This window comes from Hymenobacter sp. BT559, from assembly GCF_017571525.1.
Lineage (GTDB): Bacteria > Bacteroidota > Bacteroidia > Cytophagales > Hymenobacteraceae > Hymenobacter > Hymenobacter ginsengisoli.
In genome coordinates this window covers 105328-120014 of record NZ_JAGETY010000005.1, presented here as the reverse complement: position 1 = coordinate 120014, position 14687 = coordinate 105328, and the positions used below count along the sequence as shown (strand labels likewise).

At 62.3% G+C, this 14687-nt stretch carries 15 protein-coding genes; 6 read left to right on the top strand and 9 right to left on the bottom strand.

The genetic code is table 11. From position 1 onward, the window contains the following. Positions 1-115 precede the first annotated feature (115 nt). Complete coding sequence (tsf, locus tag J4D99_RS08700; RefSeq protein ID WP_208131307.1) at positions 116-952, top strand: translation elongation factor Ts; 837 nt, start codon at positions 116-118, stop codon at positions 950-952. A gap of 66 nt (positions 953-1018) precedes the next feature. Further along, a complete protein-coding gene (locus tag J4D99_RS08695; protein WP_208131306.1) occupies positions 1019-1309 on the top strand; it encodes a hypothetical protein in 291 nt (96 codons plus the stop codon). Between the two features lie 5 nt (positions 1310-1314). Here the strand turns inward: J4D99_RS08695 and J4D99_RS08690 are convergent, their stop codons facing one another. Genes J4D99_RS08690 through J4D99_RS08675 form a run of 4 tightly spaced genes read right to left on the bottom strand, consistent with a single transcriptional unit; the run spans position 1315 to position 4148 of the window. Further along, positions 1315-2343: a DUF3089 domain-containing protein gene (locus J4D99_RS08690; RefSeq protein ID WP_208131305.1), complete on the bottom strand. Its 1029-nt coding sequence runs from the start codon at positions 2341-2343 to the stop codon at positions 1315-1317. Between the two features lie 17 nt (positions 2344-2360). Then, entirely contained in the window at positions 2361-3095 is a 735-nt protein-coding gene (locus J4D99_RS08685) for an SHOCT domain-containing protein (RefSeq protein ID WP_208131304.1), read from the bottom strand. Positions 3096-3114: 19 nt separating this feature from the next. Next, complete coding sequence (locus J4D99_RS08680; protein ID WP_208131303.1) at positions 3115-3858, bottom strand: hypothetical protein; 744 nt, start codon at positions 3856-3858, stop codon at positions 3115-3117. 29 nt (positions 3859-3887) lie between these two features. Then, on the bottom strand, positions 3888-4148 hold the full coding sequence (locus tag J4D99_RS08675) for a hypothetical protein (protein WP_208131302.1): 261 nt from the start codon (positions 4146-4148) through the stop codon (positions 3888-3890). Positions 4149-4303: 155 nt separating this feature from the next. On the opposite strand from J4D99_RS08675, the gene J4D99_RS08670 reads away from it, so the two are divergent. Next, positions 4304-4480 (top strand): hypothetical protein, encoded by a 177-nt coding sequence (locus J4D99_RS08670; protein WP_208131301.1) that lies wholly within the window; start codon positions 4304-4306, stop codon positions 4478-4480. A 76-nt stretch (positions 4481-4556) separates the two neighbouring features. On the opposite strand, the gene J4D99_RS08665 is transcribed toward J4D99_RS08670, so the two are convergent. Next, complete coding sequence (locus J4D99_RS08665) at positions 4557-5861, bottom strand: MFS transporter (protein WP_208131300.1); 1305 nt, start codon at positions 5859-5861, stop codon at positions 4557-4559. Positions 5862-5940: 79 nt separating this feature from the next. On the opposite strand from J4D99_RS08665, the gene J4D99_RS08660 reads away from it, so the two are divergent. After that, positions 5941-7044, top strand: a complete 1104-nt coding sequence (locus J4D99_RS08660) for an RHS repeat domain-containing protein (protein WP_208131299.1) — start codon at positions 5941-5943, stop codon at positions 7042-7044. Positions 7045-7050: 6 nt separating this feature from the next. Here the strand turns inward: J4D99_RS08660 and J4D99_RS08655 are convergent, their stop codons facing one another. From J4D99_RS08655 to J4D99_RS08645, 3 genes are all read right to left on the bottom strand, one after another. Next, positions 7051-9252, bottom strand: coding sequence for an FUSC family membrane protein (locus J4D99_RS08655; RefSeq protein ID WP_208131298.1), 2202 nt, complete (start codon positions 9250-9252; stop codon positions 7051-7053). Between the two features lie 108 nt (positions 9253-9360). After that, positions 9361-10110, bottom strand: coding sequence for an MlaE family ABC transporter permease (locus J4D99_RS08650; RefSeq protein WP_208131297.1), 750 nt, complete (start codon positions 10108-10110; stop codon positions 9361-9363). A 126-nt stretch (positions 10111-10236) separates the two neighbouring features. Beyond that, positions 10237-11199, bottom strand: a complete 963-nt coding sequence (locus J4D99_RS08645) for a bestrophin family protein (protein ID WP_208131296.1) — start codon at positions 11197-11199, stop codon at positions 10237-10239. Between the two features lie 178 nt (positions 11200-11377). Here J4D99_RS08645 and J4D99_RS08640 point away from each other — a divergent pair, with 178 nt between their 5' ends. Together J4D99_RS08640 and J4D99_RS08635 are read left to right on the top strand one after the other, a co-directional pair. Next, positions 11378-12223, top strand: a complete 846-nt coding sequence (locus tag J4D99_RS08640; protein WP_208131295.1) for an energy transducer TonB — start codon at positions 11378-11380, stop codon at positions 12221-12223. 67 nt (positions 12224-12290) lie between these two features. After that, complete coding sequence (locus J4D99_RS08635; protein WP_208131294.1) at positions 12291-13835, top strand: DNA integrity scanning protein DisA nucleotide-binding domain protein; 1545 nt, start codon at positions 12291-12293, stop codon at positions 13833-13835. A gap of 65 nt (positions 13836-13900) precedes the next feature. Here J4D99_RS08635 and J4D99_RS22175 read toward each other — a convergent pair whose 3' ends face one another. Beyond that, positions 13901-14671, bottom strand: coding sequence for a DUF4442 domain-containing protein (locus J4D99_RS22175; RefSeq protein ID WP_309509620.1), 771 nt, complete (start codon positions 14669-14671; stop codon positions 13901-13903). Between the last annotated feature and the right edge of the window lie 16 nt (positions 14672-14687).

Sequence of the window (14687 nt, the reverse complement as noted above, 5' to 3'; positions counted from 1 at the left end):
AGGCAAGTGCTTGGCGGTTCCCTTTTTCTATGTGTCGCGGACTTTTAGTCCGCGACACTAAACGTAAAAATCCTTCTTACCCCCAATTCGCGGACTAAAAGTCCGCGCTACAACTATGGCCGCTATCACCGCCGCAGACGTAAACAAGCTCCGCACCATGACCGGCGCGGGCATGATGGATTGCAAAAAAGCCCTGACCGAGGCTAATGGCGACTTCGAAGCCGCCCGCGACATCCTGCGCAAGCAGGGTCAGAAAATCGCTGACAAGCGCGCTGACAATGCTACCTCGGAAGGCCTCGTGCTGGTAAACGTGAGCGCCGATGGCACCAACGGCAAGCTGGTAGCCCTAGCCTGCGAAACTGAGTCAGTAGCTAAAGTAGCTGACTTCCGTATGCTGGTACAGCAAATCCTGGACACGGCCGTGAAAACGAACGTGGGCACCAAGGAGGACCTGCTGGCTGCCAAAGAAGCTGATGGCCGCACCGTACAGGAGCACATCACGGAGCTGACCGGTAAAATTGGCGAGAAGCTCGACCTCACCTATACCACCCTCACCGCTGAGAAAGTGGCTTCGTACATCCACTCGGACAACAAGAAGGGTGTACTCGTAGGCCTGAAGAACGTGGGCAGCGCCGACGTAGCCGCTATCGGCCGCGACGTAGCTATGCAAATCGTAGCCATGAAGCCCGTTGCCGTTGACAAAGATGGTGTGGACTCGGCTACGGTAGAGCGCGAAATCGAAATCGGCAAAGAGCAAGCGCGCGCTGAAGGCAAGCCCGAGGCTATGCTGGAGAAAATCGCTCAGGGCAAACTCAACAAATTCTACAAGGAGAACACCCTGCTGAACCAGGAATTTGTAAAAGACAACTCGCTGACCATCGCCCAGTTGCTCGACAAAGAGTCGAAAGGCATGACGGTATCGGACTTCAAGCGCGTGGCCATCGGCGCGTAACTTGTAGCCTGACCTCGCGTTAGCAAAAGAAAGCCCGCTGGCAATGCGCCAGCGGGCTTTTTATTTGTGGCTATAGATGAAAAACGTAAGGTTGCCTATCGGAAAATCCTATACAATTTTCTGATAGGAATCAAAGCCCCCGAAATACCTAATGATACTAGCGCGATTGCTACTGGCCGTTACGCGGCACTAGTCGCTTATGCTCTTCACAATTTCGCACTATCATTGGCTAACGATTTCGTGAATTTCGATGAGGAAGCCTTTTGGAGAGGCATAGCTAGTTGGGATGCCCATTATCCGGAAGTTGGTTTCAGTAACATCCGAAAAATGTTTGAGTGGGACTTAGCAGAGGATTGAAGCGGCTAACGCTCCCTCACCCACGCCCGCACCCTAGCCCGCGCATTCTGGCGCACGTTGAGGTAAAAGAGGTTATAATCGACGATGTGGTAGGAGGCGCTTAAGTCCTTTTCGCCGGGCACGTGCAGGTGGCGGTAGCCGGGCGGATGCTGGGCGTCGGCCCAGAGCAAACCGCGATGAGCTTGCGCACCAGTGACGTGTGGGTCGATACGCTTGAAGGTGAGCGGCACGCCGCCGCGGTTGAGGCTAGCGGGCGCGGCGCCTGAGTCGAGTGTCCAGGTGAGGGGGTTGGTGACGAGCAGGCCGTGGTAGGGCAAAAAATCGGTACCAGACGAAGCCGTATTCCAGCCGATGATGCCGCCGGTTTGCAGAGAGTCGCGCAGGGGCGGCAGGTTTTTGTATTCGTGGGGCGTCACCTTACGACCAATTAAATAGGCGGCAATCAGCTGTTTGCGCAGCTTTGGGTTTTCATCAACCAATTCGTGCAGCAGGCGCTGGGCGTGGGTGGTACCCTGGCTGTGGCTTGCCAGGATGAACGGCCGCCCGTGGTTGTAGTGTGCGAGATAATACTCGAAGGACGCCTTCACATCGGCATACGCCAGGTCGAGCGCGGGCTGGGTATTCGGGTCTTTGGGCGCAAAAAAGCTATAGAGCGTGGCTTGGCGGTAGCGTGGGGCGTAGAGCCGGCCAGCATCGTAGAACAGGCTGGCTTGGTTGCGCAGGCAAGTGCGGTCGGTGAAGCGGCGCAGGCGCTTAAGGCGCATGGGCGCATTCCAATACCCTAGCCGCCAGAAGTAGGTGGTGGGATGGATATAAACGTCGGCTACTGTATCGGCCGGTGTAGGCGCGGGCCGGGGCAGGCCGGGCGGGCGCAGCTGCGCGGCGGTGTAGTGGCCGGGCAGCGCAGCCCAGGCCGTGCTGTCGGCGTAGTCGGGCGCGGGGCCAGCGTTCTCGGCCGAGAACCGGTGAATGGGCTTAATGATGGCGAGGCAGCTACTGAGCAGCAGGCAAGTGGCTAGCCCCAGCCAACGCATAAAAGCTAGCGGCACAACTACGGCTTTTTAATGGCAGCAGAATCGGCAGAACTGCTAGTCGTTTCAGATGGGATGGTAGTGGCAGCGGCCGGTGCCTTAGCGGCCGGGGCAGGCGTAGTCACTGAATCAGTCTTGAACTGGCTAGCGGCCGGGGCGGGGGCAGGCTGGGTACGAGGCACCTCACGCACGGTATCGGGGGCGGTGGCGGGCGGCAGGTTGAGCTGCTCGGCCTGGGGGCCTACCTCGGGCACGGCGGCCGTCGAGTCGGCGGCGGTCTGGGTGCCGCTGGTCAGGTGCTCATCGGGCCGGGCGGGGCGGCCTATCATTAAGTAAGCCACCACTCCCAGAAAAACGAGCAAGCCGCCGATGGCGAATATCAGGTTGAGGGGATTGCGGCGCTCCTCCAGGGGCGGCAGGTCCGACTCGTTGGTGATGGGGAGGTGGGGAGCCGCAGCGGCCAGCCAGTCGGGGCTAGCGGGCGGCGGAGGCGGCAGCTCGGCTGGATTGGGGGCGGCGGTGTCGTAGGCGGCAATGGTTGCCTCTGGCACGGGGGCCGGTGCTTCGGGCGCTGCGAAGGTAGGCGTCTCGGCTAGGCCCTCGGTGGGCGGCGTAAGGGGCAAAGCGGGTTCGGCACCAAAAACCACCTGGCGCTTGAGGGTTTCAAACTCCTGGGGGGTGATGGTGCCCGCATCCAGCATTTCCTTGAGCTGGCGCAGGGCGGCGAGAGACGAATGCGGGTCGGACGGGCTCATGGCAACAAAAAAGCAGAAATTACTTGGCTACAACGCCGGCCAGGCGCGTTTTGCGGCGCTCCACTACCTGGCTTTTCACCTCGCGCAGCTGGCCGTTGCTGATGAGCCGCACGCTGTCCTGGCTCAGGCTCTGGGCGTTAGCTTTATTCTGGCGCAGCAGCTCCTCGATGCGCCGGAGGTTGGCGGCGGTATTGGCGCGGGTGTTGTCCATATTGTGGTTAATCTTCTCCTTCTCCTTGTCGATAGCCGCTACCTCGGCCTCGGCCTCGAGCACCTGCTGGCGGAAGGCATTGACGCGGGCGGCCGGCGCGTAGCGCTCCAGCATGGCTTGCAGGCGCTTAAACTCGGTGGTAGTGAGGTCGGGCGAGAAGAACGTTTTCTCGCCAAAGCCGCCGAAGAGTGCCACCTCGGTGGTCGAATCGGTGAGGGCCGTGGTGGCGGCGTAGATGTCGACCGGCCGGCTTGAAATATTGGTGCCGGCCACCTGCTTGGCCGAAAGCACGCCGTTTTTCTTGGTCACCATGTTCACTAGCCCGCTTTTCAGGGGCACGCGGTAGGTATCCTTCATAAAGCTTTGCAGGAAGTCGCGGGTCTTGTCCTCGTTGCCATCTACCACCACGTTTACGCTGTACTGAGTGCGGCCGGCATAGGGCAGCTGGCCCTGGCGCACCACGTAGTTCTGCCCCGGCTCGTAGGCCTGGGAATGGGCAGCGGGGGCTAGCAAAACACTGAAAAGCAACAGCAAAGAAAGTTGGCGCAGCATAGCGAAAGCAAGGGTAAGGGAGAGGGGTATTAGCGGAGGTCGTGGCGGGCGAAGGCGGCGCGCAGGTCGTCGCGCATGAGCTGGAAGCGCGCCACGGCGGCCGTCAGAAACTCGTCGTCGAGCAGTTGGCGAATTTCCACATCGGGCGCGGCCACGCCGGTCAGGTCCAGCTCGGCCACTTTGTAGGTCTGCTCCAGCGGGCCCTGCTCCAGCTTGAGCAGGTACTTGCCGTTCCAGGCCAGCAGCGTGATTTTGACTTGTGGATACGGGATGTCGGCAACGTGGCGCATAGGTGGCTAGCGGAGATTCGGCCGAAGATAGCGCCCCGGCCCCACCCCGCTCGTTAAGCTCCGCTTTAACGCCCGCCGCCGCCGCGTCGTATAAAAACCGAGGCTAGCCCCGCGCTGGCCCGCGTTTTTCATCCACCCTTATTCCTTTTCCAGCCATGCCCCAGGGAGATAAGTCGAAATACACCGACAAGCAGAAGCGCCAAGCCGAGCACATTGAAGAAGGCTACGAAAAAAGAGGCGTATCCGAAGAAGAAGCCGAAGCCCGCGCCTGGGCCACGGTAAACAAGCACGATGGCGGCGGCAAAAAAGCCGGTGGCTCGGGCCACAAATAAGCCACCCCTACCCCTTAGCGACTGCCCCGGCGGCCCAGGCCCTTAGCGGGCGTGGGCTGCCGTTTTTTATGCCTGCTTAAGCCGCCCCGGGCTGCGGTGCCACTGCCGGGTGCGGCCCCGCCCGGCGCAGCGCCCCCACCAGCCCTAGCAGCAACAGCCCACACCCCAGCCCGATAACGGGCGCCGACGTGAGCTCGAGCAGCCAGCCATTGAGGTAGCTGGCCGTGACGGTGCAAAGGTTTACCAACGCCATGTACGTGGTGAACTGGGAGCCTTCGATGCGCGGCCGGCAGAAGGCCATGAGCAGCGGCATGGCGGCAGCACTCAGCAGTGGGTCGGCCAAGTTCATCACTACCAAGCCGGTAAAGCCAACTGCCTTTAGGGCCCAGAAAGCGCCCAGACTGCAAAAAGCCAGCAGAAACCCCGCTAGCCCTACCAGTACCCAGTATTGTAGCCGGGCCGCGCCGAGGCGGTCCACGACGATGCCGCCCCCGAGCAGCACCACAAACGCAACGGAACTACCCAGCGCGCCCTGCTGCGCCGACACCTCGGCATCGGCCCAGTGCAAGGAGTGGATGAGGTGAAAGGTGTAGGCGTTGTTGAACAGCGAGCCGGCCAGGTAGGCCAGGAAAATGATGCCGAACGCCCGCAGGCTGTGCTTTTCAATCATGCTGCGCCACAATTCGGCGAAAAGCCACCTTAGCGGCGGGTTCACTTCGGCTTCCGTTTGGCCTTCGGCTACCGGGCGCACCCCGCCGCCAAAGCGGGGCAGCAGGCGGTCGGTGCGCTCAAGCTTGATAAAAAAAGTGAGCACCGTGAATAGCAGCAGGGCTACCGACTGCGCCAGGGCCGCCCGGCCAAAGCCGCCGTGGTGCAACACCCACGAGAGCACCGCGCCGCCTACTGCCCAGCCCAGCAAGAAACCGCCCCGCATGAAGGCATTGACGCGCCCACGCTCGGCCACCGGCACCACCGAAATAGCAATGGCATCGACGCTGGCATCCTGGATGGACGCAAACACGCTGTGGATAAAGAACACCGCGCCCATGAGCCCTAGCTGAGCCACCGGCTGGCGCACCAGCAGCAGCGAGAGCGAGGCCAGCGCCGCCACCAGCTGCGTGAGCACAACCCACTGCTTGCGGTGCCCGATGATGGAGTACTGGTATTTGTCAATGAGCGGCCCCCACACAAACTGGAACGTCCAGGGCAGGCCCACAATGGCTGCAAACGAGCCCACGGCATGCGCCGATAGGCCACTGCCAATCAAGTAATTATATACCGCCGTAAGGCCAAAGCCCGCCGGAATGCCCTGCATCACATACAGGTAGAAGAAGGTGGCGTAGCGCAGCCAGGCGCTGTCGCGGAGGACGAGAGAAGGCAAAGCGGGCGGGAAATGGAATGGGCCTTGCCACAACGAGTCGGGCCAGACTACTTTTGACAAGATACATCTCCATACGTCTATGCGCTTTGTGCTACCTACTTTACTGCTGCTCGGCCTTGGGCACTGCGGCTTCGGGCAGGGCACCGCTCCCGCCAGCGAAAAGAAAATCACGATGTCTTTTTCTGGCTCGCCGCTAGAAATCCCGTTGATTGGGTTGGTGTATACGCTGCCGCAGCGGCCTTCGCTGGAAGACTCGCTGGCTCGTCGCTTTTACACCCGCAACCGGGTGAAGAGCGTGGCACTGGTGCGCCTGCGCCCTAGCGGCGGGGCTCCCGACACCGTCGACTACACCGAGTTTGACCGGGCGGGCTACCCGGTGCTCATGGCTAATCCTGATTTCAAGCAACGCCAGCACTTGCGCTATAATCGGCGGCACCAGCTCATCAGCCTGACGAAAGATGCCGAGCCTGGCTTCGCCTGGGTGGTGCAAACCGACTTCGACCCTGCCACCCAAACTACAACTACGCGCGTGGGCCCCACGCCAGCCGCGCTAGCCCTCTTCCAAAAGGGGCACACCACCCAGCACGGCGCGACGCGCGACTACGAAACCTTTCTAACGGCGGTGCCCGGCTTGCCGGCGCCACCGGTTAGCCGCGTGCTGCTACGCACCCGTAAGCTGGGCGGTGACACTACGCGCACCGACGTGCTAGGCTACGAGGGCGAGCAAGTAGTTCAGTCAGAGTCATATTATGCCATTGGCCGGCTGCATCGGCAACTCGAAAGCGGGACCATTGTACTGCCCGTGGCAGGCCGCGCCACCCGGACCCTGGAGGGAAAATTTGTTCCCAACCAGCGCAGCACCTTCGATGCGGCGGGCCAGCTTATCCGCCTCCAGTATCTGCCTAAGCCGCCCGAGCTCACCGCCAAACCCGTGACCCAGACCAGCGCCGACGGGAGCGGCAGCCTGACTATCAAAGCCTCCTCCGATACGCTGACTACCACTTACCAGCGCGACGCCGATGGCCAATTGCTGCGCGAAGCGATTAGCGGAATGAGCTACGCCGGGTTTACGAAGCCCGCTAGCCCGCCTTTCACCACGTATGACTACCTGCCCAACGGCCTGCGCCGCAGCAAAACCGACAGCCACGGCACGCGCTACGAGTACCGCTACACGTTTTATTAGCGTGCTTTAAGCGGCTAGGGCCTCGGTGACGCGGCTGAGGTCGGTGCTTACTTTTTGCAAAAAGGCCAGCTGCTCGGCCAGGGTGCGGTCGGGGTTGGTTGTGTCGGCTTGGGCATCGACGCGCACGTCTTGCATAAGCGCCACGGTGGCAGAAGCTGCCGGGGCAGCGGTATCGGGTGCCGGCGCGGCGGCTAGCCGGGCCAGGCTCTTGCTGAGGGCGGCCTGGGCACTGGTAAGCACGCGGCGCGCCTCGGGCGGCACGGCAGGGTTGGGCGTGGCCTCGTCTTGCCAGGTGGTAGTGAGGGCCGAGATATTGGCCGACAAAATGTGGTTGAGCACCACAAACTCGTGCACCTCGCTAGGGCGGCGGCGGGTGCGGCGCGGCTCGGAGAGCATGCGCTGGAAGGCCGCCGCCAGGTTGGCCGAGGCCACGTACACGTCTTTGCGCAGCAGCCGGTAGGTAGTGGGCAGCACCTCGCGGCCGGCCAGGCGGTCGGCCAGCTGGCGCAGGTAGGCCAGGTTGGCGCGCAGCGTGGCGGCCAGCAGGTCGGGCAGCTGCTCGCCCTCCCAGCGCGGAAACAGCAGGTAGGCCGTGGCCAGGGCAATGGCGCAGCCCAGGGCCGTGTCGGTGAGGCGCTCCTCAATCACCCCAAGGTAGCTCAGCCCCAGAAAGCTGAACATGATGAGCAGGTAGGCCGTGAGAAAAATCACCGTCACGAGGTACTTGGTGCGCTGAAACGAATAGGCGATGACCATAAACACCAGCAGCAGCCCGAAGCGCACGTCGCCATTGGGCACCGCCCACAGCACCAGCGAGCCCATCACGCCGCCCACCAGCGTGCCACTGATGCGCTGGATGTTGCGCTCGCGGGTGAGGCTGAAGCCGGGCTTGAGCATAAACGTCACCGTCATCAGAATCCAGTAGTTGTGCTGCCCGTGCCACAGCAGCTCGGCCACCGTGAAGGCTACCGAGCAGGCCACGGCCATGCGCACCGCGTGCCGGAATACCGACGAGCTCAGCGTCAGGTTTTCGCCTAAAGTGCTCCACTCCAGCTCTTGCCGAGCCACAAACTGGGTATGCCCCGCCACGCGGCGCGGGTCGGGGGCTAGCGCGGCGGCCTGGCCCTCGTCGAAATAGCGCCGGATGCTGCGCACGCGGCGGTGCAGGTCGCGCAGGTTCACGAGTATTTTCTTCAGCACCAGCGTGCTCAGGCCGGTGCCAGGGTCGGGCGTGGGCAGGGCATTGATGCGGGCCTGCAGCTGCGTGAGCTCGGGCAGGCGGTCGGGCGGCGGGCTGCCATAGGCCCGGTTGGCCAGGATGGCGCTGCCCAGGTAGTCGAGGTCCACGGCCAGCCGGTTGATAAAGCCCTGAATTTCGCCCAGCACGCCCGTGCTGCCAAAGGCCGCGCGCAGGGCACCGTAGTCGTAGTACCCCGCCGTGATGTGCTCGTAGAGGTCCACCGTTTCGGTGAAGGTGAGCACGAGGCGGCGGCCCGTGCTGGTAGTCTCGCTCACTATCTGGCGCGAGCGGAAGATGAGGTCGCGCACGGCTTCCTGCTTCTCGTTCACCGTCACCTGCTGAGCCACCAGGCGGCGGTAGTCGTCGGCAAGGTCAGTGCTTGCGTTGTAGAAAGTAGCCTTAATGTGCAGAAAGCCCGCCACCGCGTGCAGGCACTCGCCCAGCGCCTGCTGGGCCGAGCGGTAGGGCTGCACGCTGCTTTGCACCATGGCCAGCAGCAGGTACCACAGGCCCCCTAGCCCCAGCAGGCCGGCGTGCACCGCGTTGGCCTGCCAGCCCTCGGGCGGGTGGGCCAGCGTGAGCACCATGCCCAGCAGCGTAGCCGACCCCACCGCGCCCGCACGCGCGCCCCACACCAGCAGCATAGTCAGCCCAAAGCTCAGGCTCACCAGCAGCAGGCCCAGCGCCAGCCGGTAGGGGGCTAGCCAGCCTACCAGCAGCGCACCTATAAACACCAGCGCCAGAGCGGCCAGCAGGCCATTGCGGCGGTGCTGCAAGGGGCCGGGCGTGTCGGTCACGCTCAGGCACACGGCGCCGGTCGAAAGGGTGATGCCCGCCGCAAACTGCCCCCACTGCGCCCCTAGCACCGCCGGCAATAGAATAGCCAGCGTGGTGCGCAGCCCATCGGAGAAGTGCTGGCTGAAGAAAAAATACGACAGGTCGCGGCGCGACACGCGGGGCAGGGGCATTCAGCAGTGAACAATGAGCAGTGAGAACTGCGCAATTAACGAGTAAGAAGGCCACAAGGTCATCTGCGGCGGCCAACTATTCACTCTTCACTGCTCACTGTTCACTCCTTACAGCAGCAGGGCCGCCAGCGCGTAGTCGGCCAGCAGAATCGAGATGATGGAATTGGTGACGGCCGCGGTGCTGGCCTTGCCTACTTCCAGGGCACCACCCTTCAGCGTGTAGCCTTTGTAGGAAGAAATAGCCGACACCAGAAAGGCAAACACCACCGACTTTATCAGCGAAAACAGCACCGTGTAGGGCTTGAAGGCGTAGCGAATGCCCTCAATGTATTCGGCGCCGGTCATGGAGCCCGATACCTGCGTGGCCACGTAGCCGCCCAGGATGCTCAGGTTCATGGCCAGGATAACGAGCAGCGGAAACACAAACAGCGAAGCCAGAATGCGCGGCAGCACCAGGTACGAAGCCGAGTTGATACCCATCGCGTCGATGGCCGAAATCTGCTCCGTGATGCGCATAGTGCCTAGCCCGCCCGCAATGGCCGAGCCTACCTTGCCCGCCAGCACCACCGAAATGATGGTAGGCGCGAGCTCCAGAATAGTCATTTCGCGCACCATAAAGCCTACGGTGCTCATCGGGATGAGCGGGTTGACCATGTTGTAGGCAATCTGCACGCAGGTTACGGCGCCGATGAAGGTCGAAACTAGGCCCACGATAAAAACGGAGTCGGTGCCGATATCGACGGCCTCGTCGAGGGTACGGTGCCAGAGCACGCTGCGGCGCTCGGGGCGGGTCACCATCATTTGCATCAACAGCACGAAGCGGCCAAACGCAGAAATTGGCCGAGGATATTTATACATCACCTAGAGATAACTAACGAGCCGCAAAGGTACAACCCAAGGCAGGGCGCTAAAAAAAGAACGTCAAGCAGGGCTAGCCCTGCCTGACGTTTTACTGCGCGTTGTACTTTACGTATAGCACCTGTTTTAATACAAGACGTCGGCTACCGGCTGCAGCGGCTTGGGCAAGTCGGTTTCGCTGAGCATCTGGCGCAGGTCGATTTCGATGCTGCGGCAAATGGCCGACATCGACACATCGTTCTCTAAGTTTTCAAAGGGGTTCTCGCTGTTGTGGCCCACCTTTTCGATGGTGTGGAATACCCAGCTCACGAGCGTGGCGAAGGGCACCATCAGCCACACGTGGTAGGGGCCGAGGGCCACGCGGTGGTCAAACTCTTCGACCAGGCCTAGCGGCAGCAGCAGCGCAAAAATCATGACGAAGACGTAGCTGAAAAAAGCGTACTGCCGCGGGAAAGGCGTGTTTTTGATGCGCTCGCAGGCGCCTTGGTGGTTGTTGAGCTCGCGCAGGGTTTCGGCCATCGATACCTCCCGAAACTCCGTTAGCATATTATCAAAGCTGAGGCGGCGCAGGTCGTGCCCCTGCCGGATAACCAGCTGCGCCGGTGGGTTATTGGCTTGCCCTAGTGCATGGTCGGCGGGGTCGAGCAGAAAGGGCACTACATCGGTTTGCCAAAGCTCGGCCGTTTGGCGGCGCAGGTGCAGGCGCAGGGCATTTACCCAAGCGATGTGCCGGTATACCAAGCGGCGGTGAGCCGCCAGCTCGGCGCTGTCATAGTGATAGTTGTCGTCGGGCGTGCGCACAAAATCGAGGGCCCGCCCCGCCCAGGTGCGCGACGAGTTTACCACGGCCCCCCAGAGCTGGCGAGCCTCCCAAAAGCGCGAGTAAGACGCGTTGCTCTTAAAGCCGATGTAGAAGGCTACTGCCGTGCCCAGCGTGGCCACTGGCTGCCACGGAATGTCGAGCCAGTGGATATTGAGCGGCCCGTAGAGCAGCCCGATAAAGGCATCATAAAGCGCAAAAAGCAGCAGGGGCCGCCAGCCATATTTCTCCCAGATAAAGCGAACCCGCAGGTTTTGTCCGATGTGCATAAGATGAAGCTTTGCGTAAATATCCTATCGCATCCCTGAAAGCAGCCAGCGTAGGCGCGCGGAGGGTTGTACGGCAAAAGCTACTTGGGCTGCCACCGCCCGGCCCAGCAGGGCTAGCCGGCGGCCACACGCGGGCGGCCGTTGTAGCTTCGCACAAAACTCACTAGCCTATTATTCTATGAAGCCCCACGCTCTTGCTTTGCTCCTGCTGGCCACCGCGCCCGCACTCGCCCAAAAACCCGTTAAGCTCAAATACAAGGCCGACGACCCCAAAACGGTGTACGACGCCGTGGAGCAGCCGGCCGTGCCCAAGGGCGGCCCCCAGGCCTACGCCGAATACCTGGCTAGCCACCAGAAATACCCCACTGCCGCCATGCAGGCCAAGCAGGAAGGCACCGTGCTGGTAACCTTCGTGGTAGAGCGCAGCGGCAGCGTGGGCGAGGTAGAAGTAAAGCAGCCGGTGGCACCGCTACTTGATGCCGAGGCCATTCGGGTGGTGAAGGCCGGCCCCAAGTGGACGCCCGCCCACAACCACGGCCAGCTGGTGCGCCAGCGCGTAACGCTGCCCGTAAGCTTCGTGCTGGCCGAGGGCTCGGGCGAAACCGTGGAGGTGCCCGCCGCCGGTAGCACCAAGCCCGGCGCGCCGCTGCCGCCCGGCGCGGTGGCTGCCGCACCCGGCACCACCTCGGTGGTAGGCACCACGGCTAGCGGCACCAACATCATCCGGCCCGAAAAATCGGCGCAGCCGGTAGGAGGCAATGCGGCGTTCTTCGCCTGGATAGCCGCCAACCAGAAATACCCGGACCTGGCTCGCAAGCGCCACATTCAGGCCAAGGTGCCGGTTGAGTTCGTGGTGCAGCCCGACGGCTCGCTCACCGATGTGCGCGTGGTGCAGAAGCACGGCTCGGGCCTCGATGAAGAAGCCGTGCGCCTCATCAAGGCCGCCCCTAAGTGGGAGCCCGCGATGTATCAGGGCAAGCCAATAAAGCAAAAGATGGCTTTACCGGTTATATTTCAACTGTAGGGCTTGTGCGCGTCAGCACGCACTGATATTAGCCCTACTGCCCTGGTCTATGTCCCTTTTCTGCGCCATGACGCCCACCCTTGCCCCTACCCGGCCGGTTGCTCCCGCCCTACCCGACCACTACATCTGGCCGCACCAAGGCCGCTACCGCGAAAGTGCCCAGGCCATTGCCCAGGCCTTGTTTGATGCCCTCGACGATGACCTGCGCCCGCAGGTGTCGGTGCTGTGCCTGTCGCTCGACCCCTCGGCTAGCCAGCTGGTGTGCCAGGAGCCACACGAAAGCGAGCTGCCCAAAGATGCTTTTGCCGAAGTAGTGGCCGAAGGCCTGGTGCTGGAAGCTACCGGTCTGGGACCACCCGTGGCCAAATCGGCTGACTGGATGAACCCCGCGCAAGTGCAGCAGCGGCTCGAAAACCTGGGCATCCGGGCGGCGCTGGTGCGGGTACTAGAGCGCCTCGACGCCGGCGCTACTACCCAGCATTTTGTGGGCTATCCGGTGCGCCTCAACGGCTACCTGGTGTTTACGCTGCTGCGAATGCAGCGCAAGCCGCTACGCTCATACCCGGCGCTTAAGCCCGAACGCTTTTACACCAACGGCAAGCCGGTAGCCAACTCGCTGCTGGCCGCCGCCATGTACCGCTTCAACGAGGAGTGCCTTAAGTCGCTGAATGAGCCGTCGCCCGGTGCAGGCTTCCTCTTCCGCCCACGCGATACCGAAGAGCTGCTGCGCGCCGCCGGCCAAAGCCTGCTCGACACGCCCGCGCTAGCCCTCGGCACCGACCCGAGCATCGCCCAGCTGTTTAATACGCTCAATACCATTTCGAGCCTGCGCTATGAGGGCGCCGAGGGCATCGGCCGCCTGCTGCTGGTGCCGCGCGGCCACCCCAACATAGAGGAGGTTTTTGCCCTCACCTGCCCCACCGAGCTCAGCGACTACCGCGCCGTGCGCAAGCTGCTCGAAATGACTAGCCACGATGTGCACTTGCTCGCCGATGGCGAAAAAGTGTACGCGCTAGGCCGCCAAATCGGCCACTACGACGCCGCCCGCGAAGACCTGTTCGACATTCACTTCGTGACGCACTACGCCTGGGAATTTGCCCACGCCGGGCAGGTGCTGCTGCGCTCGCGCTACGGCCTGCCCAACCTGCCGCGCCCGCGCCTCAACCGCACCCGCTTCAAGCGCGACCTCAAGCGCACCTTCGACCTGCACCGCTCCGACAAGGTGGCCCACCTCTGGGACGTGGTACTCGAAGCCAGCAAGCAGCCCAAGGGCACGCTGCTCGTTATCACCACCGAGGCCCTAGCTGAGGCCGACCGCCTCAAGCTGCAATGCACGCTCATCGAACCCGTGCCGCTCACGCCGCTCATTACCCAGCTCATCACCAGCATCGACGGCGCCGTACTGCTCGACCCCGACGGCTACTGCTACTCCATCGGCGTCATCCTCGATGGCAAGGCTAGCGGCCACGGCAACGGTACCCGCGGCGCTCGCTTCAACTCGGCCGTGCGCTACGTCGAAAGCTCGCCCTACCCTTGCCTCGTGGTAGTGGTAAGTGAGGATGGTATGGTGGACGTGCTCACTAAGGAAAACCTGGCCGAAGTGCGCGAGTAGGCTATTATTCTTACCAACTAAAAACCGTTTGTCATTGCTTCGCAGGGCTCGCAATGACAAACGGTTTATTTTTTAGCCCGAAACGACCACGTTATCTTAAACACCGCTACTACGTCGCCGGCCTCGTCGCGGCCAGTGCTGGTGCACACCACCGTGCGGCCCTCACCGGTGGCGCGACTCTCAGCCACGGCTTGGGCGATGACTGCGCCATCGGGACAAGTGAAAGCGATGGTGCCCACTGCCTTTTTGCTAAACTCAGCCGTAAGGCCCACTACCAGCATCGATACCGGGCCGCCGCTCTGCACCTGCATCATCGCCTGAATGCCGCTAGCCAGCTCGGCCGCCATAGCCAGACAGGCGAAATAGATGCTGCGAAACGGATTCTGGGTAAGGTACTTGTAGCGGATGGTGACCGTAGCCGCCTCCGGCGTGAGCGCCCGCAGGCGTAGACCGGCCAGCCACGCCATCGGCAGCTTACGCAGCATAAAGAGCCGCAGCTTGGCGGGGCTAAGTACCTGGCGGCGAAAGACCTGGGCGGCCGGCGAATCTTGCGGGAGTGAAGGCATGGCGCATTCGCCCCCTGCAACAAACCAACGGGAGCAAGGCGAAGCTAATGCTTTTTGGGCTAGGTGGTAGTGGGTGGCATTTTCCTGGTTGGCTAGCCGCAGGGTGAGGCTGCCTACGCAGGTGAGCACAGCGCCCGCCTCCAGGTAGGGAGCCGCCACAAAGGCCGTGAGCTGCTGACGCAGGTCATCGCCGGGCTTTAGGCGGAGGGCGTAGACGAAGGAGCCATGGGGGCAGTAGGTACGCCCACGCCAGGCTAGCCAGCAGCGCAAGCAAAAGCAGCAAAAC